Source organism: Rhodococcus marinonascens NBRC 14363 (assembly GCF_001894885.1).
Classification (GTDB): Bacteria; Actinomycetota; Actinomycetes; order Mycobacteriales; family Mycobacteriaceae; genus Rhodococcus_F; species Rhodococcus_F marinonascens.
Window position 1 is genome coordinate 53154 of the sequence record NZ_BCXB01000007.1, and the last position, 21015, is coordinate 74168.

The window sequence follows — 21015 nt, forward strand, 5'->3', positions numbered from 1 at the left end:
ATTTTGGTCAATGCCCCATTCTTCAGCGCGGCCTGCGCCCGCCCACCTCCGCCGTGATCGCATCCGCCGCCGCGGCGAGCGCCTTACCCCTGCGCGCGATTTCGGACGAGCCGAGTTCAGCGCCCACATAAAGAGTCAGAACCATCGCCTGATGCCCCTGGGCGTCGTACGTCGGCGCGGCAATGAGGCTGACCGGGTGTGGTGACTCGGGATCCGCGTGTTCAGCGTCCAGGTACACGCGCTCCCCCAGGCTGGAGACCATCTCGCCGAGCACGGCGCGCAGTTCCGGCGGCAGGTCGTGCGCGGCCACGCCCGCCATGAGCGTGTGCAATCGCTGTCCGACGGGAGTGAGGATCTCCACGAGATACCCCGTGCGGGAGCATTCGTCCACGACGTTGCGCAACCGGTCCCGGTCCAGACGAACTGGCAGGGTCGGCTCCCGCCGAAGCCATGACTGCAGCGCGTCGTCACCGTCCCACAGCACATACATCAACCCGACGGGCGGCGCGAACGGATACATCTCGCCGACCTTGACAGCGGCGCGCACCCCGGGCGGACTGGTCAGTTCGAGCACGGCGATCCGGTCGCCGACCACCGCCGACGCCGTGCACGTGGTCCGGAATTCGTCACTGAGGGCAGCGAGATGCGTGTGCGCGACCGGCCCGGCCGCGAACCCCAGCTGAGCTGCGCGACCTGCCGCGATGAGCACAGGCCCGAGCCCGTAGGTCTTCGTCACCAGATCGCGGACAAGATAGCCGGCGCGAGCGAGTTCGGTGAGGATCCCCAGGCAGGTCGGTTTACTGATACCGAGTTGCCGGGCCAGCTCCGACAACCCGAATCGGTGTTCGTTGTGAGCCACCAGGAAGTCGAGCACCTGCACGACGCGTTCGGTGGGTGGCGACCGGCGCCCGCGCACCTTGTCGAGCGTCTCGTCCTCGTGCCCCATTGACCACTCCCTAGAACGCGTTCTATTGTCAGTGCATCATTGTTCTACCACACAGGTACATATTTGTACCACCCCCATCGTGAGGAGCACGGTGTGCTGACCGACCCATTCGCCGACGCCATGGCCGAGGCCGAGAAACTGATCGAAAGCGCCCCCCACATCCGCACCGAACAGGATCTGCTCGAGGGCTACCAGTACCTCGCCGGCGGCATCGTCGCCACGACGCACGCCGCCTGGGCGACCGAGCGGTCGCACCCGACTTTCATCTCGGGGACTGGCCCGTACATGAAGATGGGCCTCGACAACCCCGACACCCTGTACTTCGGCGCGAGGATCAACGACGACGTCGAGTACGTCGTGACCGGGGTGCGGGGCACCACTGCGGATCTGAGCTTTCAGGTTCTCAGCGGAAACTACACGGCCGCAGAAGTTCCCGGTAGCGTGTCGGCGTTCGACGATCGCGAGATCGATATCGCGCCCGACGGCTCCTTCGAGGTGCGGTTCGGTCCGGACGACAATGCCGGCCGTCGCAACTACTTCACCCTCGCACCGGGTTCGTCCCAACTGGTGGTCCGCGAGGTGTACAGCGACTGGAACCAGCGACGTGGCACCATCCGGATCGCCCGCGCCGACACCACAGGTAGCGCCCCCGACTCCCTGACCCGCGAAGCGGTCGAGAAGCGCTACACCCGCGCGGGCAAAGCCCTCGTCTCGCGGGTGAAGACATGGCTCAAGTTCCCGGAGTGGTTCTATCTGAACCTGCCGGTCAACACGATGACCGAACCCCGACTGACACCAGGCGGATTGGCGACACAGTACTCATCGGTCGGGCACTATGAACTCGCCGAGGACGAGGCCATCGTCATCACCGTGCCGAAGACCGACGTGCCCTACCAGGGATTTCAACTGGGCAGCATGTGGTATATCTCCCTCGATTACATCAACCACCAGACTTCACTGAACGTTTCACAGTCCCAGGTGGATCCCGACGGCAACATCCGCCTCGTCGTCAGCGAGCGCAATCCCGGCATAGCGAACTGGATCGAAACCGTGGGCCACCACCGCGGCTACCTCCAGTTCCGCTGGCAACGCGCATCCCGTGAACTTACTCCCGGCGACGGTCCACGCATAGAGGTTGTGCCAGTCGACGAGATCCACCGGAGGCTGCCCTACTTCGGAGACAACAAGATCTCGCCGCAGGACTTCGCCGCACGTATCGCCGCCCGCCAGGCTGCGGTCGCCGACCGGATGCTGGGGTGACCACAATGACCACATCGAATCTGTTGCAGGACAAGGTGGTCGTCATATCCGGTGTCGGCCCGGCCTTGGGGAGTACGCTCGCCGTCCGCTGCGCCGGCGCCGGGGCCGATGTGGTGTTGGCCGCCCGCACCGCCACACGACTCGAGGAAGTGGCCAAGGAGGTCATCGCCCTGGGCCAACGGGCGGTGACGGTTCCGACCGATATCACCGACCACGCTTCGGCGGAGCATCTGGTGTCCGCAGCGGTTGACGCCTACGGCAAGGTCGACGTGCTGATCAACAATGCATTCTCGGTACCGTCTATGAAACCGCTCGCCCGCACCGATTTCGACCACATCCGTAGCAGCTTCGAACTGACGGTGCTCGGTGCGCTGCGCCTCACGCAGCTGTTCACTCCCGCTCTCGCCGAGGCGGACGGCGCTGTGGTGAACATCAACTCGATGGTACTGAGACACTCTCAGGAGCGGTACGGCAGTTACAAGATGGCCAAGTCGGCGCTCCTCGCCATGTCCCAGTCGCTCGCGACGGAACTGGGACCGCAGGGGATCCGTGTCAATTCAGTTGCGCCCGGATATATCTGGGGAGACACGCTGAAGCAGTACTTTGCTCATCGGGCCGAGAAATATGGGATGACCGTCGAGCAGATCTACGAACATACTGCTGCCGCTACCGATCTCGGCAGGCTTCCCACGATCGACGAAGTGGCCGACGCCGTGATCTTTCTCGCGTCACCGATGGCCCGCGCCATCACTGGACAGTGCCTCGACGTCAACTGCGGCGAATTCCACCACTAGCGATCGGAAAGCGGACAACCATGAGCGAACGCACCACCGTCGGCACGATCGACGATCTCCACGCGTCGGCCACACGATTGACCGGAATGACCGACTTCGGCACCGACGACTACACCGAGGCCCTCGGTGTTCTGCTGGACTCGTACCGATCCGACGAGCAGTTGACCCCGCTCGGCAGCAAGGTTTCTCGTGTCTTCCTCCGCGGCGCCCTTGTGGCACGCCTGCTCAGCGAAGCAGCGTGGAAGCAGAACCCCGAGCACGCTGACGTGCAGATCCAGCGGCCGATCTTCGTCACCGGACTCCCCCGCACCGGAACCACGGCACTGCACCGGTTGCTCACCGCGGACCCGTCGCATCAGGGCCTCGAGATGTGGTTGACCGAGATGCCCCAACCACGGCCACCGCGCGAGACTTGGGCATCGAACCCCGTGTTCGCGAAGATCGAGGAATCCTTCAGCCGCCATCACATCGAGCGTCCCGAGTTCATGGGAGTGCACTACATGTCCGCCGGCGAGGTCGAGGAGTGCTGGCAGCTGCTTCGTCAGACGTTCAAGTCCATCTCCTACGAGTGCCTCGCGCACCTGCCGACGTACTCCCGGTGGCTCCAGCAGCAGGACTGGACCAACGCATACCAGCGGCACAAGAAGAATCTCCAACTGATCGGGCTCCCCGATCGGGACCGCCGCTGGGTCCTCAAGAACCCCAGCCACCTGTTCGCGCTCGACGAACTACTGGCGGTGTACCCGGATGCGCTGATCATCCAGACCCACCGTCCGCCGCGCACCATCGTCCCGTCCGTGTGCAGCCTTGCAGAACAGGCGACCTCCGGCTGGTCGGAGAAGTTTCGGGGCAGCGTCATCGGCGAGAGCCAACTCGAACTGTGGGCACGGGGACTCGACCGGTTCACCGAGGCACGCGCCCGACACGATCCCGCCCAGTTCATCGACGTCGACTACCAGGATTTCGTGGCCGATCCGCTCGGCACCGTCGAAGGGGTGTACACCCACTTCGGTCTCGATCTGAGCGCATCGGCCCAGTCCGCGATGGAGGCGATGCACTCCGAGAGTCGCAGCGGCGACCGTCGGCCGTCACACAAGTACACGCTCGAGGAGTTCGGGCTGACAGCAGAGCAGGTGGACGAAAGATTCGCCGGCTATCAGTTCAGTACTTCCAAGTGACGACGGCGGTCGAGGATCGAGGCCGACTCACACACGAGGTCACGGCAGATCCCGCAGGTGGTTGCCGAGTAGTTCGTCGAGCCGATCGGCCGCCTCGTCCGGAATCCAATGGCTGACACCGCGGAGCACCTCGTAGGTGTACGGCGCATCTACGAACCGCGACGTCAGTTCCGGCCCCACCGGTCCGATCGCGAAGTCGCCGTCACTCCACACGAACAGGGTGGGCACCCGCGCCTTGCCGGACACCGATTTGTCGGACACCGATTTGTCGGACACCGATTTGTTGGACACCGATCGGAATGCGGCGAAAGGTAGTGCCCGGTACCAGTTCAGTGCGCCTCGCGCCCGAGCGCGGTCGCGCATCGGCTCGAGGTCACGCCTCGAGGCGGCCGCCGAATGACCGCTTGCGCGCAGCTTCCGGTACACGACACCGTTCGCTGCCATCAACCGCTCCGGAATCCAGGGAAATTGGAAGGCAATTATGTACCAGGACTTCACGATCTGACTGCTTGTGAGGAGCGCCCGCATGAACGCTGCCGGATGTGGGACCGAAAGCGCCGTCAGGGTGCGTACGCGGTCCGGGCGGGCCGCCGCCACGTCCCACGCCACTACCGCACCCCAGTCGTGCCCCACTAGATGCACCGGGCCGAGTCCGGCCTGATCGATGAGGGCCACGATGTCCTGCTGCAATTCCGAGATCCGGTACGCCCACCTGGAGCGTGGCCGCGCACCTGGCGAATAACCCCGCTGGTCCGGGGCGAGGGTTCGGAAGCCACGCCGGTGCAGCAACGGCGCCAACGTGTTCCACGACCGCGAATCCTGCGGAAAACCGTGCAACAGGACCACCGGGACGCCGTCGATCGGTCCGTCGTCGCGAACATCGAAGATCAGTCCGTTCCGGGTGGCCGTGCTGATCCGCTGGTTGCCTGCCATTCACCAATGATTACACGGTGGGGTGCGATCATCGCCCCAACCGTTCACCATCGACATGGACCAACCGGCCTGCGGCGGCATGACAGCAGTCCCACGCCCCACGTGGGATGATCGACGTATGCCACCACCGTCACCACTTCATCTCGACCCTATCGAAGAGGCCCACCGGCAGTGGACGAAGCATGGCTGGGGTGATGTCGCGGATGGCATGGCTGCGGTGACCTCGGTGATGCGCGCGCAGCAAATCATGATGGCCAGGGTCGAAGAGGTACTCAAACCCTCGGGGCTCACGTTCGCCCGGTACGAGCTCCTCACCCTGCTCACATTCACCCGGACGGGTGCCCTGCCAATGGCAAAGGCCAGCGCACGTCTCCAGGTGCACCCCACCAGCGTCACCAACGCCGTCGATCGACTCGAGACCGCGAACCTGGTCCGGCGCGTTCCGCATCCCACCGATCGCCGCGCAACGCTGATCGAAATCACTGATGCGGGGAGGAAACTCGCCGTCGAGTCCACCGAGCGGCTCAACGCCCAGGTGTTCTCGAAGCCCGGAGTCTCCGGCGACAAGCTCGAGCAACTTGTCACGATCCTCGCTGAACTCCGTCGCGAGGCAGGCGATTTCGACACCGGAGACGCACCCACCAAGTGGTGAGGAACGACTCACGCCCCGCACCGGAGATCCGGGGCGGGGCGACTGTCATATGAACGGCCTGCTAGCGGTGCTTGAAGACCGGCGCACGTTTCTCGACGAACGCCGCCATGCCTTCCTTCTGATCCTCCGTCGCGAACGTCGAATGGAACACGCGACGCTCGAAACGGACACCTTCGGTGAGAGTGGTCTCGAACGACCGGTTGACCGCTTCCTTCGCCATCATCGCGACCGGAAGAGACATATCAGCGATGGTGGTCGCAGTCTTCATCGCCTCGTCCAGAAGGTCGGCGGCGGGCACGATACGCGACACCAGTCCGGCACGCTCGGCTTCTTCGGCGTCCATGTTCCGTCCGGTCAGACATAGTTCCATGGCCTTGGCCTTACCTACCGCTCGCGTCAGCCGCTGCGATCCGCCGATGCCGGGGATGACGCCGAGCTTGATCTCGGGCTGGCCGAACTTCGCGGTGTCCGCGGCGATCAGGATGTCGCACAGCATCGCGAGTTCGCATCCGCCGCCGAGCGCGTAGCCTGCGACGGCCGCGATCGTCGGCTTACGGGCTGCCGCGAGGCGATCCCACGCCGCAAAGAAATCGCCCAGGTAGACGTCCATGTACGACTTGGGTTGCATCTCCTTGATGTCGGCGCCCGCCGCGAATGCCCGATCGGAGCCGGTGATCAGGACGGCCCCGATTTCCGGATCACCCTCCAACTCGTCCACCGCGGCGACGACCTCGCGCATCAGCTTCGAATTCAGGGCGTTGAGAGCCTTCGGACGGTTGAGGGTGATGATCCCTACACGTCCCGTGCGGTCGAGCAGAATGGTCTCGAAGTCGGTCACTGGTCTGCCTCGCTGGAACGTGCACGGATATCGTTGATGATGGCCGAGAAGTCCTGTTCGCCACCGCCGGCGGCGCGAAACCTGCTGTAGACCTCGGCCGCGTGGAGCCCGAGCTCCGCCTCCACTCCGTTGTCGCGCACCGCGTTCGCCGCGAGCCCAAGATCCTTGTCCATCAATGCGGCTGCGAAGCCGGGTTGGTAGTCCCTGTTAGCAGGGCTGGCTGGAACCGGTCCGGGAACGGGACAGTTGTTGGTGAGAGCCCAGCACTGGCCCGATGCGTTCGAGGCCACGTCGAACAGAGCCTGATTGCTCAACCCCAGCTTCTCGCCGAGGACGAACGCCTCGCTGATCGCGATCATCGAGACACCGAGAATCATGTTGTTGCAGATCTTGGCGGCCTGTCCGTTGCCCGAATCGCCGCAATGGACGACCTTCTTACCCATCACGTCGAGCAGCGGCTCGGCGGCGTCGAAGGCATCCGCAGGCCCGCCGACCATGAAGGCCAGCGTGCCCGCCGTCGCGCCTACCACACCACCCGAGACCGGGGCGTCGACGGCGCGGTGGCCGGCCTCGCGCGCCGCACCGTGCGCGGCGCGCGCGTCGGCGACGTCGATGGTGGACGAGTCGATGAAGAGCGTGCCCGGCTTCGCCGCCGGCAGGATCTCGTCGTAGAGATCGAGGACGTGTTTTCCGCTCGGCAGCATCGTGATGACGACGTCCGCTTCGCGCACGGCTTCGACAGCCGAATCGGCGACGGTGACACCGTCTTTCACTGCCTGCTCGAGTGCGGCGGGCACGGGGTCGAAGCCGACCACCGTGTGACCGGCCCGTACGAGGTTGGCCGCCATGGGACCACCCATGTGACCGAGTCCCAGAAATCCGACGGTAGTGCTCATTGCAGTTCCTCCTGAACGCTTGTGACTGGTGGTCAGTGCTGCGGCTGCCGGGCCGTCAGACCGAGTTCGAGATCGCCCAGCGGCGCAAAGAAGGAGTCGATCTGCTTCTCGTCCACCTCTTCGATCGTGGCCGGCGACCACTGGGGATTGCGGTCCTTTTCGACCACCTGCGCCCGAATCCCCTCGACCAAGTCGTGGGATCCCAGGCACGCGACGGAGACGCGGAACTCGTCGTTCAGCACTTCCTCGAGGCTGCCCACGGCCCGGGCACGGCGCAACGAGCGCAGCGTGACCGCGCACGCCGTCGGCGACTTCGACAGCACTTGCTCGGCCGCCTTCTCCGCTTCCGGGATACCGCTGCTACGCAACCGGGAGACGATATCGGAGAGTGCATCGGCAGAGTATGCGGCGTCGATCCAACTCTGTTGCGCCAGCAGACCCGAGACCGGGGCCTGTTCGGAGAAGGTACCGAGCGCCTCGTCCACCGACGTCGTCGACAACCCCTCGATGAACCCATCGATCTTGTCGGACGGGATGAAATGGTCGGCGAATCCACATGCGATCGCGTCGCCCGCGCTGAGCCGTGCGTTCGTCAGGGCGACGTGCGTGCCCAGTTCGCCAGGTGTGCGGGCAAGCAGGTACGTCCCCCCGACGTCTGGGACGAAGCCTATCCCGGTCTCGGGCATGCCGATCATCGAGCGCTCGGTGACGATGCGGACGCTGCCGTGCGCAGACACCCCGACGCCGCCACCCATGACAATTCCGTCCATGATCGCCACGTACGGCTTGCCGTAGCGAGCGATGGCCGCGTTGAGGATGTACTCGTCGCGCCAGAACTCACGCGAGCCTGTGCCGCCCTCCTTGGCGTCGTGATAGATGGACACGATGTCGCCGCCGGCGCACAGGCCTCGCTCGCCGGCACCGGTCAGGACCACGGCGTGCACTTCGTCGTCATCGGACCACTCGACCAGTGCCGTCGCGATCTGTCGCACCATGGCGTGAGTGAGTGCGTTGATCGCCTTCGGCCGATTGAGAACGATACGGCCCAACCCGCGACTCTTCTCGATCAGAACCTCGGGCGCGGTGTCCGTGCCGGTCATGCTGCTCCTTGCTTTCGCTGTCCTGCTGCTCCGACGACGCTCCGAGCGATGACCACCCGCATGATCTCGTTGCTGCCCTCGAGAATCTGGTGGACCCGGAGGTCTCGAACGATCTTCTCTATTCCGTACTCCGCAAGATAGCCGTAACCGCCGTGGAGTTGCAGCGCCTTGTTGGCGACGTCGAAACCGGTGTCGGTGGCGAAGCGTTTGGCCATGGCGCACAGTTCGACGACGTCGGGAGCGCCCTCGTCCAATGCCGCCGCAGCCCGCCACAGCAGAGTCCGCGCCGCTTCCAGTTCGGTGCGCATGTCGGCCAACTGGAACTGCAGGGCCTGCGAGTCGATCAGCTGCGCACCGAAGGCCTTGCGATCCGCGAGGTAAGCGACTGCCTTGTCGAGGGCCACCTGCGCTCCCCCAACCGAACAGGCGGCGATGTTGAGCCGGCCGCCGTTGAGCCCGGACATCGCGATCCGGAAACCGCTGCCTTCGGAGCCCAGCATGTTCGCCGCGGGCACCCGCACGTCTTCGAGGATGACCTGACGAGTGGGCTGCGCGTTCCACCCCATCTTCACCTCATTGGGCCCGAAGGACAGGCCTTGCGAGCCCTTCGGGACGATGAACGCCGAGATTCCCTTCGGGCCGCTCTCCCCGGTGCGGGCCATCACCACATACACGTCGGAAGTTCCTGCACCGGAGATGAACTGCTTGACTCCGTTGATCACATAGTCGCCGCCGTCGCGGACGGCCTTGGTGCTCAACGCCGCCGCGTCCGAGCCCGCGCCCGGTTCGGTGAGGCAGTAACTGCCCAGCTGATCCATCGAGCACAGACCGGGCACCCACCGGTGGCGCTGCTCATCGTTGCCGAACTTGTCGATCATCCACGTGACCATGTTGTGGATGGAGATGTACGCGGCGATCGACGGGCAGCCCGTGGCGAGCTGCTCGAAGATGCGGACCGCGTCGACACGCGTCAGTTCCGATCCGCCCACGTCCTCACGAATGTAGATCCCGCCCATGCCCAGTGCCGCCGCCTTGCGGAGTGCGTCCACCGGAAAGTGTTTGGCCTGATCCCATTCCACGGCGTGTGGCGCCAGATGCTCGGTGGCGAATTCGCGGGCCGTGTCGCTGATCGCCCGCTCGTCATCGGTCAAGGTGAACATGGAATTCCGATCAGTTCATGGTGGGGATGACGAAGTGATTGGCCTCTTCCTTCTTGCCCGAGGGCCAGCGCTGCGTCACGGTCTTGGTCTTGGTGTAGAAGCGGAACGAGTCCGGACCGTGCTGGTTCAGGTCGCCGAAACCGGAGCGCTTCCAGCCGCCGAACGTGTGGTAGGCGATCGGCACCGGGATCGGCACGTTGACGCCGACCATGCCGACGTTCACGCGGTTCGTGAAGTCTCGGGCGGTGTCACCGTCGCGGGTGAAGATCGCGACGCCGTTGCCGTACTCGTGTTCGGAGGGCAGTCGCAGCGCCTCCTCGTAGTCCGCCGCCCGGGCGACCAGCAGGACCGGTCCGAAGATCTCTTCCTTGTAGATCCGCATGTCGGTGGTGACTTTGTCGAACAGGGTCGCGCCGGTGAAGAAACCCTTTTCATGACCTTCCAGCGTGAAGCCGCGGCCGTCGATCACGGCTTCGGCGCCCTCGTCGATGCCGATCTGGATGTAGTTGTTCACCCGTTCGAGGGCGTCCTTGCCGACCAGTGGGCCGAAGTCTGCGCCTTCGTCGTCACTGCGTCCTATCCTCAGCTTGCCGACCCGCTCAGTGAGCTTGGCGACGAGTGCGTCGGCGGTCTCCTCACCCACCGGAACAGCGACGGAGATCGCCATGCAACGCTCACCCGCAGACCCGTAACCTGCGCCGATGAGGGCGTCCGCCACCTCGTCGAGGTCGGCGTCGGGCATGATGATCGCGTGGTTCTTGGCGCCGCCGAAGCACTGTGCGCGCTTGCCGTTGGCGGCGGCGGTCTCGTAGATGTACTGCGCGATCGGTGTCGAGCCGACGAATCCGACGGCCTTGACCCGGTCGTCGGTGAGCAGAACGTCCACCACTTCCTTGTCACCGTTGACCACGTTGAACACGCCTGCCGGTAGACCGGCCTCGGCAAACAGTTCCGCCAGACGCAGCGGCACCGAGGGGTCGCGCTCGGACGGCTTGAGGATGAAGGCGTTTCCCGCCGCCAGGGCCGGGCCGGCCTTCCATAGCGGAATCATGGCCGGGAAGTTGAACGGCGTGATCCCCGCGACGACACCGAGTGGCTGACGCATCGAGTACACGTCGATACCGGTACCCGCAGACTCGGTGTACTCACCCTTCAGCAGATGCGGGGCACCGAGAGCGAACTCGATGACCTCGAGACCACGCTGGATGTCGCCCTTCGCGTCGGGGATCGTCTTACCGTGCTCGGAAGACAGCAGGCGCGCCAACGATTCCATCTCCTCCTGCACCAACTGGAGGAACTTCATCAGGACGCGGGCGCGTTTCTGCGGGTTGAAGGCGGCCCACTCACGCTGGGCATCCACCGCGTTCGCGATGATCGCCTCGGTCTCGGCCTTATCGGCGAAAGGCACGCGCGACTGAACCTCACCGGTGTTGGGGTCGTAGACGTTGCCGAACTTGGTCGAGGCACCGGAGACGCGCTTGCCGCCGACGAAGTGGGATAGCTCTTGAACCATTGTGCAGACCCGTTCCTTGCTTGATGAATCTGGGAGTTCGAATATGTCGCTCATCCTATAGTTGGATGTCCATGCATGTCTAGACTTGTATCTAGACTCGTAAACAAGAGACCGCGACCCGAGGCAATGGTCTGGGACTAGCGTTCCAATGCCCCAGCCAATGCCCCGGCCGCTGCCCGGGCGAGCGTCTCGTCGACCGCGTCGTATCCCCCGGACCCGCCGCCCGGACCGCCGCTGTCGGCGACGGTGCGGCGGGCCGAGAGATGCACGGCATCCACACCGGTGTGCACGACGGCAGCGATGTCCTCGATGCGAATCCCGCCGCCTGCCATCACTTGGATTCGCCCACGGGCGTGAGCCACCATGCCAGAGAGAGCTTCAACGCCGTCGATGCATCGCGGGGCTCCCCCCGAGGTGAGAACACGGGTGATGCCCGATTCGACAATCGCATCGAGGGCCGCCGCCCAGTCATCCACGACGTCCATCGCCCGATGGAACGTCACCTCGATAACGGATGGGTCGACTCCATCGAGTAGGCGACTCAGGGTCTCGCGGTCGACATACTGGTCGGGCGTGAGAGCACCGAGCACGACGCCGGAGGCGCCCGCATTCACCGCCGCCAGGACGTCCCGAGCCATCACCTCGATCTCGTCGACGTCGTAAACGAATCCGCCGGGCCTACATCGAACCAGCGGGTGCACCGCGATTCCTTGCCCGGCAATGGCTTCGATCATGCCGATGCTCGGCGTCAGCCCACCAGTCGCACCCAGCGCGGTACACAGTTCGACGCGCACCGCGCCTACCCGCTGGGCAACCCCGGCACCCTCGACGTCTTGCACCGCTAGCTCGAGTACAGGCATGGGTCAGAACGACTGCCAGGACGGCTTGTGCTCCAAGGCGTAGCGGTAATAGTCGACGAGTTGCAGCTTGCTCGCGGCGGCCTCGTCGATCACCACCGTGACGTGCCGGTGTAGCTGAATCACCGAGGCTGGGCAGAACGCAGTGAGTGGCCCCTCCGCGGCCGCGGCGATCGCCTCTGCCTTGCCCTCACCGAACGCGATCATCACCAGGTGCCGGGCTTCCCCGATGGTGCCCAACCCCTGGGTCAGGACGTGATGCGGGACTTCGTCCACGCTGCCGAAAAAACGCGCATTGTCGAGCCTGGTCTGCTCGGTGAGCGTCTTGACGCGAGTGCGTGAAGTCAGCGAGGAACCCGGCTCGTTGAATCCGATGTGGCCGTCGGTTCCGATACCGAGAAGTTGCACGTCGACACCGCCCGCCTCGCCTATCGCCGCGTCATACCGCGCCCCTTCGGCTGCGATGTCCGTCGATTCCCCATCGGGACTCAGCACACGTTCGGTATCGAGATTCACGTGGTCCACGAACTCCGATCGAATCACCGAAAAGTATGATTGGTCATGGCTTCTCGGAAGTCCGACATACTCGTCGAGCAGGAACGCCTGTGTTCGCCTGAAGTCCAGCCCGGACTCTCGGTGTCGGCGCGCGAGTTCCTGGTAGCTACCGAGTGGGGAAGAGCCCGTCGCAAGACCCAGCGTCGTCGGACCTCCGCGCACATAACCCTCGACGATGTTCGCGACGGTCGAACTGACCTCCACCGACGTCGGACGGATCACGAATTCCATGCAACTCCCTCCTCCCCCACAGGCATACCGCCGACGATTACGCCACGGAGCCGAAGTTGTTGATCGGTTACGACGATATCGGCACGGTGGTTTGGCGTCAGGGTGCCACGCTCGAACTCCAGACCGAGAAGCCTGGCCGGGATCCTGGTGGCGGCAGCGACAGCGACGCCGAGGTCCACACCACTGTCGACGACCGTCGAGCGGACGACGTCCAACAGTCGCGCAGTGCCGGCCGCGATGGCCCCCTCCGAACCGTCGATGGTCGCGAGCCTCGCAACTCCCTGCGAGACTCGCACGTCAAGTGGCCCGAGCTGGTAGTAGCCGTCTGCCATCCCGGCGGCCACCATGGCGTCACTGACCAGGACGATCTGGTCCGGATCGATCATATCGAACACCATCGACACCGTTTCTGGTGCGAGATGTGTTCCATCGGCAATCAATTCGACGACGATGTCGCCACGCCCGGCTGCCGCCAAGACCGCACCTGCCGCACCCGGAGCCCGGTGGTGCAGCGGTGGCATCGCGTTGAACAGATGCGTGGCTATCAGCGGGTGACCAGCCGCATCGGCGATCCGCGCCGACGTGGTGGCGGCGTCGGCGTCAGTGTGCCCGAGGCTCGGTAGTACGCCACGGCGGCGCATCGCAGCGAGAAGTTCCCCGAAGTGCGCGGTCTCCGGCGCAAGCGTCATCGACCGGACCGTGCCTCGCGCCGCGTCGCAGATCCTTTCGAACAAGCCGGGATCGCCGGGCACGATCGCGGCGGGATCTTGTGCACCGCAACGGGCAACGGAGATGAATGGCCCTTCCAAGTGAATTCCTAGAAGCTCACCGCGTTCCACCAGAGAGGCGAGAATCTCGGCTTGACGGAGCAGCTCCGGTTCCCTCGCCGAGACGAGACTGCCGAGCAGGCTGGTGGTTCCGTGCTCACGGTGATGATCCACTACGCGCCGGGCCTCCGCTGCGTCGCCATTGGAGAATTCGGCGCCGCCGCCGCCGTGGCAGTGCAGGTCGATCAACCCCGGTAGCAGTACAGAGGAAGTCGGCCGCGGCAACGGCACCTGCCCGTGGTATTGATCCGCAGCGCCGACCCAGGAGATTCGGTCACCCTCGGTGACCACCAATGCGTCGTCGATGATTCCGTCCCCGACGACGGCCTTGCCCCGCAGGATCATCGGTGTACTCCGGCTGCAATGACCGCAACAGCCGATCGGCCGGGAATCGGGGAGAGCACGTTGACCGACGTGCCGGTAGCCGTGGTCATTTTTCGGTCTTCTGGGTGTCGAGGTCCGCTTCGAGATCCGTCGAGGAAGTACCAGTTTCCGCTCCTTCTTCACGGCCGGGGGTGCGCAGATTCCACTTCTTGATGACGAAGCTGAACAGCACGAAATAGATCACGGCGTACCCGAGCCCGATCGGGATCAGCATCCACGCGTTGGTGGCCTTGCCGAAGTTCAGCACGTAGTCGATGAAACCTGCCGAGAACGTGAAACCGTCGTGGATACCGAGCGCGTTGACCAGCGCCATCGACGTTCCTGTGAGGAACGCGTGAATCAGGTACAGCGGCCAGGCCACGAACATGAACGCGAATTCGAGGGGTTCGGTGATGCCGGTGAGGAACGCAGTCAATGCCGTGGACAGCATGATTCCTCCCACCACCTTCTTCTGCGAGGGTTTCGCGGTGCGCCAGATCGCCAGAGCGGCAGCAGGAAGAGCGAACATCATGATCGGGAAGAATCCGGTCATGAAGACGCCGGCGCTCGGGTCGCCGGCGAAGAACCGGTTGAGGTCGCCGCGCACCAGATCCCCGCTCGCGTTCTCGTAGTCGCCGACGAGGAACCAGACGGTGGAGTTCAGAATGTGATGCAGGCCCGTCGAAAGAAGCAGGCGGTTGACCATGCCGTAGATACCGCCGCCGATCACCGAGTTCTCGGCGACGGTTTCGCCGACCCACGTCAGAGCCGAGTTGAACGCCGGGTACAAAAACGCCATCAGGACGCCGACGACGAGGCCCGTGACGGCGGTGAGGATGGGAACCAGCCTGCGTCCGTTGAAGAATCCGAGATATTCGGGCAGTTTGGTGCGGTAGAACCGCTGCCACAGAATGGCCGACAGCAGCCCCATCACGATGCCTGCGAGGACGCCGTAGTCGACCAGTGCCTGATCGCCGTTCGGGTCGGTCTTGCCCGCGAGGACCACCGGCGACATCGCCTCGAACACGCCGTTGACGACCATGTACCCGACGACAGCGGCGAGGGCCGTCGAACCGTCAGATTTCTTGGCCCACCCAATGGCGATGCCAACCGCGAAAATCAAGGGAAGCCAAGTGAACATTGACTGCCCCGCCGCGGAGATGACGGTCGCGGCGCTGTGCAGCGAATCGAAGCGCCCGAGGAGGTCGTCCTGGCCGAGTCGAAGCAGAATACCGGCCGCTGGGAGCACAGCGATGGGCAGCATCAGGCTGCGTCCGAGGCGTTGGAACCCGGCGAACGCAGTCGATTCCCTCTTCGGGCTCTCCTCCTTACTCGGGGTGTCTACAACCGTCATGTCGACCTTCTCTGTGCGCTTCGCGTCGCCGAATCGGCGTCTGACAATTTCTGAGTTTCGGTGGCGCCGACCGCGTCCATCGCCTCGGGCAAACATTGTGGACCAGCTCCCCAACGGGTACTGTCCGGTCATAACCAGTTGCCAGTTTGGCCAGGTAAGCGCACGATGTCAAGAGGGAAAGTCACCGGGCACACAGCCTTGATCACAAGGCACCACAACACGAACACGAACACGAACGACAAGGGAGAAGCGATGTCCAAAGCGAGCGCAATCATCAGCGGCCTCGGCGGTGCCGGCAACATCCTCGAGATCGAGGCCTGCATCACCCGACTGCGCACCGAGGTCAAGGACTCTGCCAAGATCGACGAGGCCGCACTCAAGGCAGCGGGTGCCCATGGCGTGCTGAAGTCGGGAAGCGTCGTGCAGGTCGTCGTCGGCCCCGAAGCGGAGACCCTGGTCGACGACATCGAGGACATCCTGTGAGCCTCGCCGTACACGCCCCACTCCCCGGGCGGGTGCTTGCTCTCGCGGATGTACCCGACCCCGTATTCGCAGGCCAGATGGTGGGCGCCGGCGTCGCGATCGAACCGGCGCGCGACCGCGGCGCCCTCGACGTCCGCGCCCCGATCCCGGGCAAACTACTCAAACTGCACCCGCACGCGTTCGTGATCCTGGGCAGCGAGGGCGGCGGAGTACTGGTTCATTTGGGAATCGACACTGTGAAGCTGAAGGGTGAAGGGTTCACCCTTCTGGCGGGAGAAGGGGACAAGGTCGATGCGGGCGATCCCGTCGTACGATTCGACCCGAACGACATCGACAGCACGGGGTACCCTGCTGTCTGCCCCGTCGTCGTAATGGACTCCAAGCCGGATTCAGTTGCTACCAACATGATTGGTGCCACGGTGTCCACCGGAGACGACCTGTTCGAGTGGACGGCGCCGTAAAGCAGACACTGCGCTGAGCGGTCGGGCTCACACGTTGCGTTGAGCCCGCCCCTGCCCCTGGACTTCCATCTGCAGTTGATAGCGGTCAGACCGATACCAACTGTGGGTGTGCTCGACCGGATTGGGGCCGCTGAAGGAGACCCGGTCGAAATGCATCACCGGGGCACCCTTCTTGACGCCGAGCAACGTCGCAATCTCCGAATTCGCACCGTCGGCACTGACGGTCTGCTCCGCCCGGTCGATCGGCATGCCGTACCGGTCCGCAGTGGCACGATAGATCGATCCGCTGAGGTCGAAGTCCACCAGGCCTGGAAGCAATTCGGTGTTGAACCATCCGTCGTCGACGCTGACCGGCTCACCGTCTGCCAATCGCAGTCTCTTGACGTGGTAGGCACCAGTGCCGGGTGCGATGCGCAGCGCCTTTGCGGTGGCCGTCGGCGCCTCCGCCTCCTCCTGCAGGAGCACTACCGTCGTCGGTGTGTGTCCCTGTGCGCGCATCTCCTCGGTGAACGAGGCGAGGTGGAGCCTCGATTGCACGGGCCGGTGCGCCACGAAGGTGCCCTTGCCACGCACCCGGACAAGATACCCCTCGTTGACGAGTTGTCCGATGGCCTCACGAACGGTGATCCGACTGACGCCATAGTCCTGCATCAATTTTCGCTCACTTGTCATCAGATCGCCGTGTTGCAACTCCTTGGAGCACTTGCGCAACAGGATCGTCCGGAGTTGCTCGTGCTTCGGAATCACACTGTCGCGTAGATGTACGGGCATATGGCGGCTACTCCAACTCTCTCGGCGGTGGACACGTCCGGCTTCTATTGGAGGTCCGGTCCGGTCCTGTCCAGTGATGAGGGTACGCGACTGTCCACATTCCGGCCTACTCGCTCAGGCCTGGTGGGGGTTTGCTTATCTCGCCGCAGGGAGGAAGTTGCCGGCGTTTGAACCGTGCCCCTCGACCACCGGGCGACCGCGGCTAGACGGTCACACATACCGTCTAGCGGGCGGTTCTCACGCTTACGACCAGCGCCTCGAGGTACCTGCGGGCCATCACGTTCTGCACGGCCCGGCCCGCAGGGCCGCCGAACCTGGTGAACCACCGCCCCGGCTTCGAGAACGCCGAGACGGCGGCGCGCACCGTTCCGTCCGACAGTTGTTCGACGATGAATCGTTCCTCTCCACTCTCGGGGTGCCTGGCGAGCGTGCCGTAGGCGAATCCTCTGCGATGCGGTTCGTCGACGACGTAGACGACGCGGCACCTGAACCTCAGCCGAGCGACACCGATCCCCCAGCCGAGTTCGACCTCCGTTCCCGGCACGGCTTTCGGAGCACCGGCCCGCACGTCCAGCCCGGAGTCACGATGCATTCCCCAGTCGAACAGGTGCAAGACCGCGGCATCGAATGCCGCCGTACCGGAGCCGATCACCTTCTGCTCGGCGAGATGGTGATACCCCGCAGGAAAAGGCAGTTCACGGCTCGCACCCACGTGCGGGTAAGTGAACCCACCTTCGTCAGATGACTTGCAGATAGCCCGCACCCTTCAATCGGCAGGAAAAATGTTCCGCGGTTAATGGTTTCAGATTCAGAGGCGTTGAGATACAGAGGCGTTCAGATGCAGAGGCGTTCAGGCGCAGGGGAAGAGTGCGGCCGCGGTGGCGGCGACCGCCCACTGCTGAGTGAACCGTTCGTAGATCTCGTCGAGCGCGTGCCGTAGAGGCTCGATCTGGCGGGTGACGAGTGCGTCGTCGTCGATTGCAGCGACAGGGTGCCAGTAGATGCCGTCGGCGGTGACGGTGACCTCGGGTACGAGCGATTCGGTGGTGATGATCAGCCCCTTGACCGCCGCGCCCTGACGCGCTATCGGCCTGATCAGTTGGTCGTCACGTTCGATTCCGAGGTGATCGCAGAATTCGTGCAGCTGCGCGATTGTCCCCGGCCGCGGCGCGGCGATGGTGGCCGCGATACGCACGCGGAAACCCAATTCTCGGGCCAATCGGATACCGGCGACTGCTTTGGCCCAGCTACCGGCCCCACGATGCGAGTCGTGGAGGTCTGGGGTGGCAGAATCGAGGCTGATTTGCAAGGCCAGACCCTGCCGGGGCATCGACTCCAGTGCCCGCAGTCCTCGCCCTTTGAACACCATCGCGTTGGTCAGGACTGTGGTCGGCAGTGTGTCCATACAGGTGCGGACGATCTCCCCGATATCGGGGAGAAGGAAGGGTTCGCCCCCGGTCAGATAGATCTCACCAACCCCCCAGTCGGCCGCTTCGGCGACCAACCGGGTGATCCGGCCGACGCCGAGTTCACGGCGCGGCGCCTGTGGGGACGAAGAGACGCAGCAGTAGTCGCACGCAAGGTTGCAATGAAAATTGGTGTAGAGCCAGAGCCGTGCGCCCGGCATCCGGTCGGGACTCAGCGCATCGCGCGGATCGGGTGCATGGCCTCGCCGCACGACCAGCGTCCCGATATCATTGGCGTCAACGTCCTCTCGGACGATGGTGTTTCCGCTGTGTGCGCACCACCTTCTAGCCAGTACGAGATCCTCACCGGACCTGATCGCAACCTCACCGGTACCCCCGTCGGGGAGCCCCGTCATCAGTCGCATCAGGTCCAGGATCACCATCGCGAATCCACACCCTGTTTCTCGACCGCCGCAAAGAGGCTCTTGTAGCCGTCCAGGTGCGGGCGCACCCAATGGTGCAGCCCCTCAAGCTCGAGTATCTTGCGATGCTCGGGGATGTCCCAATCCATCCCGAGTAGTGCATCCACCCACGGTGTGTATCGCCCGGCCGGCAGGGTGTCCATGGCGGTGAACATGCAGTGGCAGTACTCGGGTGTGCTCCAGACCGCTTCGAGTGCACCGGGCATTAACTCTTCTTTGCCCATCGCGTTCCAGGTTGTGATTCCGATCGCGGCGACGTCTGCATCACCGGCCAACACTGCGCCTATCGCGTCGAGTTCGCTGCGGCCAGTGTCGCCGTGTTTGCCGATATCGCTGTCGAATCGCGTGACGGACAGCTCGGTGGGTGGGACTCCCGACTGGGCGAGATAGTGCATAGGCAGGATGGCGGCGTGTGCCGAATCTGCCGAACCCAGGGCGAGGCGCCTCCCCGCGAAGTCGTCCGGTCCGGTGATTCCGCTGCCGGGTGGAGCAACGAACACCGTGCTGAAGGTGGTGTCGGTGTCGCGTTGCGCGAGCGGTATGCAGTGGCCGCCGGTTTGCATGACGGTACGCACATAGGCGAGGTTGGTGTTCCAGGCGATGTCGACGTGCCCGGCGATGAGTTCTTCGACCTGTCGACCGTAGTTGGAGTAGAGAACGAAATCCATCTCGGCGTCGGTGCCACGGAAGTAATCGCGGATTCCCTCCCAGATAGGAACCATGTTGGGGCTGTAGGCGACGGCGCCGACGATCAGTGGTCTGGTCATGGGGCTCCTCTCAGAAGAGCGGCAGGCCGGATACGGCCTTGCCGTAGAAGTCGTAGAGCACGTCTGCGGTGGGGGCCATCACCGAGCCCGCCCGGGCGTCACGGAATGCCCTTTCTATCGGCAGATGTTTGGAGAACGCGGCACCTCCACAGACCCTCATGGCCGTATCCGTGATCACCAGGGCGGCATCGTTGGCCGATGCCTTTACTGCGAGGACATTCAGCATTGTCGACTCGTCCGGGGCGCTCACACTGCGCGCCGCGTGCGCGAGGAAGGCTCGCTGGGCTGCGAGGCTGATGCCCATCCGCGCGATCTGAGCCCGGATGGTCGGAAGCGCCGAAAGTGCCTCGTCCTGGTGCTCGAGCCTTGCGCTGCCGACATGTGAGATGGCGGCGGTGTTCGCCGCTGCCGAAAGGCCCAGCGAGACGGCAGCATTCCCCAGGTTGAACCAGGGAAGCACCGTATTCATCATCATTGCGAAGCCGGCACCTTGGTCTCCGAGTCGGTTGGCAATCGGGATGGACGAGTCGATTCTCATCGGTGCCGACGCGTTGCCCCGCAACCCCAGACCGACCCACGGGCCGGCCACTGTCAGGCCCGCCGAATCCCTCGGCATCGCAAACAGGTCGACCTCACCCGCGGTTCCGGAGGACGAACCGGCCGTGACCACGTAGATGTCGGCGAAACCGGCCGAGGTGACCCAACTCTTGTCAGCCTGAACGGAGACGCTGCCACCGTTCAGCGAGGCGGACGAGACCGGTGCCCAGAAGTGGGAACGCGAACCCTTCTCACTGAACGCCAGGGTTCCCAGCACAGCCCCCTTCGCCATCCCGCTGAGCAGATCGGGCATGCCCGGTGGTGGTGCATCGGCGACGACGACCGCGGCCGCGGTATGCATCAGATAGATCATGGCAGTCGACCCACATGCCGATGCCAACTCACTGACGACCTCGGTGAACTCCACCGGTCCGCACCCCAAGCCGCCGACTTCCTCCGGCATCACCAACCCCAGTAGACCGCTGCCGCGAAGCGCGTCCACAGCCTCGGCAGGAAAAACCCCCTCGGTGTCCACCCGCTCAGCATTCTGGCGGGCAATCTCGATGACCTGGCCAAGCGCTTCATGAAAATTCATCCAGTCCTCAATTCGGAGTGTGAGTTCGGATTGACGGTCACCGCGCACAGCTCGTG

At 64.2% G+C, this 21015-nt stretch carries 22 protein-coding genes; 6 read left to right on the top strand and 16 right to left on the bottom strand.

All coding sequences use genetic code 11. The features are described 5' to 3' along the window. Positions 1–22 precede the first annotated feature (22 nt). Positions 23–946, bottom strand: a complete 924-nt coding sequence (locus RM2_RS07475; RefSeq protein ID WP_072688207.1) for a helix-turn-helix domain-containing protein — start codon at positions 944–946, stop codon at positions 23–25. A gap of 93 nt (positions 947–1039) precedes the next feature. On the opposite strand from RM2_RS07475, the gene RM2_RS07480 reads away from it, so the two are divergent. Genes RM2_RS07480 through RM2_RS07490 form a run of 3 tightly spaced genes read left to right on the top strand, consistent with a single transcriptional unit; the run spans position 1040 to position 4178 of the window. Next, positions 1040–2206: a hypothetical protein gene (locus tag RM2_RS07480; RefSeq protein ID WP_072688208.1), complete on the top strand. Its 1167-nt coding sequence runs from the start codon at positions 1040–1042 to the stop codon at positions 2204–2206. A 5-nt stretch (positions 2207–2211) separates the two neighbouring features. Further along, positions 2212–3000 (top strand): SDR family oxidoreductase, encoded by a 789-nt coding sequence (locus RM2_RS07485; RefSeq protein WP_072688292.1) that lies wholly within the window; start codon positions 2212–2214, stop codon positions 2998–3000. A 20-nt stretch (positions 3001–3020) separates the two neighbouring features. After that, positions 3021–4178, top strand: a complete 1158-nt coding sequence (locus tag RM2_RS07490; protein WP_072688209.1) for a sulfotransferase family protein — start codon at positions 3021–3023, stop codon at positions 4176–4178. Between the two features lie 39 nt (positions 4179–4217). On the opposite strand, the gene RM2_RS07495 is transcribed toward RM2_RS07490, so the two are convergent. Then, positions 4218–5111 carry an alpha/beta fold hydrolase gene (locus tag RM2_RS07495; protein ID WP_072688210.1) on the bottom strand — a complete coding sequence of 298 codons (894 nt, stop codon included), beginning with the start codon at positions 5109–5111 and terminating at the stop codon, positions 4218–4220. A 118-nt stretch (positions 5112–5229) separates the two neighbouring features. Between RM2_RS07495 and RM2_RS07500 the strand changes: the two genes are divergently transcribed. Then, entirely contained in the window at positions 5230–5763 is a 534-nt protein-coding gene (locus tag RM2_RS07500) for a MarR family winged helix-turn-helix transcriptional regulator (protein WP_072688211.1), read from the top strand. A gap of 61 nt (positions 5764–5824) precedes the next feature. Here the strand turns inward: RM2_RS07500 and RM2_RS07505 are convergent, their stop codons facing one another. The 9 genes from RM2_RS07505 to RM2_RS07545 form a co-directional block, all read right to left on the bottom strand. Beyond that, positions 5825–6601, bottom strand: a complete 777-nt coding sequence (locus RM2_RS07505) for an enoyl-CoA hydratase (protein WP_072688212.1) — start codon at positions 6599–6601, stop codon at positions 5825–5827. Further along, a complete protein-coding gene (mmsB, locus tag RM2_RS07510) occupies positions 6598–7533 on the bottom strand; it encodes a 3-hydroxyisobutyrate dehydrogenase (protein ID WP_281250404.1) in 936 nt (311 codons plus the stop codon). The genes RM2_RS07505 and mmsB overlap by 4 nt, the downstream gene beginning before the upstream one ends. Beyond that, the gene (locus RM2_RS07515) at positions 7530–8597 is read right to left on the bottom strand and encodes an enoyl-CoA hydratase/isomerase family protein (RefSeq protein ID WP_072688214.1); all 1068 of its coding nucleotides are present in this window, start codon (positions 8595–8597) and stop codon (positions 7530–7532) included. The genes mmsB and RM2_RS07515 overlap by 4 nt, the downstream gene beginning before the upstream one ends. Beyond that, entirely contained in the window at positions 8594–9757 is a 1164-nt protein-coding gene (locus RM2_RS07520; protein WP_072688215.1) for an isobutyryl-CoA dehydrogenase, read from the bottom strand. Before RM2_RS07520 ends, RM2_RS07515 begins: the two co-directional genes overlap by 4 nt. A gap of 10 nt (positions 9758–9767) precedes the next feature. Next, a complete protein-coding gene (locus RM2_RS07525; protein ID WP_072688216.1) occupies positions 9768–11270 on the bottom strand; it encodes a CoA-acylating methylmalonate-semialdehyde dehydrogenase in 1503 nt (500 codons plus the stop codon). A gap of 137 nt (positions 11271–11407) precedes the next feature. Next, entirely contained in the window at positions 11408–12130 is a 723-nt protein-coding gene (locus RM2_RS07530) for a copper homeostasis protein CutC (RefSeq protein WP_072688217.1), read from the bottom strand. A gap of 3 nt (positions 12131–12133) precedes the next feature. After that, positions 12134–12913: a glucosamine-6-phosphate deaminase gene (nagB, locus tag RM2_RS07535; protein WP_072688218.1), complete on the bottom strand. Its 780-nt coding sequence runs from the start codon at positions 12911–12913 to the stop codon at positions 12134–12136. Beyond that, positions 12901–14085: an N-acetylglucosamine-6-phosphate deacetylase gene (locus RM2_RS07540; protein WP_072688219.1), complete on the bottom strand. Its 1185-nt coding sequence runs from the start codon at positions 14083–14085 to the stop codon at positions 12901–12903. The genes nagB and RM2_RS07540 overlap by 13 nt, the downstream gene beginning before the upstream one ends. An 85-nt stretch (positions 14086–14170) precedes the next feature. After that, positions 14171–15457, bottom strand: a complete 1287-nt coding sequence (locus RM2_RS07545) for a PTS transporter subunit EIIC (RefSeq protein ID WP_072688293.1) — start codon at positions 15455–15457, stop codon at positions 14171–14173. Positions 15458–15622: 165 nt separating this feature from the next. Between RM2_RS07545 and RM2_RS07550 the strand changes: the two genes are divergently transcribed. Together RM2_RS07550 and RM2_RS07555 are read left to right on the top strand one after the other, a co-directional pair. Further along, entirely contained in the window at positions 15623–15940 is a 318-nt protein-coding gene (locus RM2_RS07550; protein WP_072688220.1) for a PTS sugar transporter subunit IIB, read from the top strand. Further along, positions 15937–16401: a PTS sugar transporter subunit IIA gene (locus RM2_RS07555; protein WP_072688221.1), complete on the top strand. Its 465-nt coding sequence runs from the start codon at positions 15937–15939 to the stop codon at positions 16399–16401. The genes RM2_RS07550 and RM2_RS07555 overlap by 4 nt, the downstream gene beginning before the upstream one ends. Before the next feature lie 27 nt (positions 16402–16428). Here the strand turns inward: RM2_RS07555 and RM2_RS07560 are convergent, their stop codons facing one another. From RM2_RS07560 to fadE16, 5 genes are all read right to left on the bottom strand, one after another. Next, positions 16429–17172 (bottom strand): GntR family transcriptional regulator, encoded by a 744-nt coding sequence (locus RM2_RS07560; protein WP_072688222.1) that lies wholly within the window; start codon positions 17170–17172, stop codon positions 16429–16431. A gap of 223 nt (positions 17173–17395) precedes the next feature. Then, positions 17396–17884, bottom strand: coding sequence for a DUF1990 domain-containing protein (locus tag RM2_RS07565; protein ID WP_072688223.1), 489 nt, complete (start codon positions 17882–17884; stop codon positions 17396–17398). A gap of 138 nt (positions 17885–18022) precedes the next feature. Next, complete coding sequence (locus RM2_RS07570) at positions 18023–19021, bottom strand: Rv1681 family radical SAM protein (RefSeq protein ID WP_072688224.1); 999 nt, start codon at positions 19019–19021, stop codon at positions 18023–18025. Then, on the bottom strand, positions 19015–19827 hold the full coding sequence (locus RM2_RS07575; RefSeq protein ID WP_072688225.1) for an Rv1680 family SBP-like protein: 813 nt from the start codon (positions 19825–19827) through the stop codon (positions 19015–19017). Before RM2_RS07575 ends, RM2_RS07570 begins: the two co-directional genes overlap by 7 nt. 10 nt (positions 19828–19837) lie before the next feature. Further along, a complete protein-coding gene (gene fadE16, locus RM2_RS07580; RefSeq protein WP_072688294.1) occupies positions 19838–20959 on the bottom strand; it encodes an Rv1679 family acyl-CoA dehydrogenase in 1122 nt (373 codons plus the stop codon). Between the last annotated feature and the right edge of the window lie 56 nt (positions 20960–21015).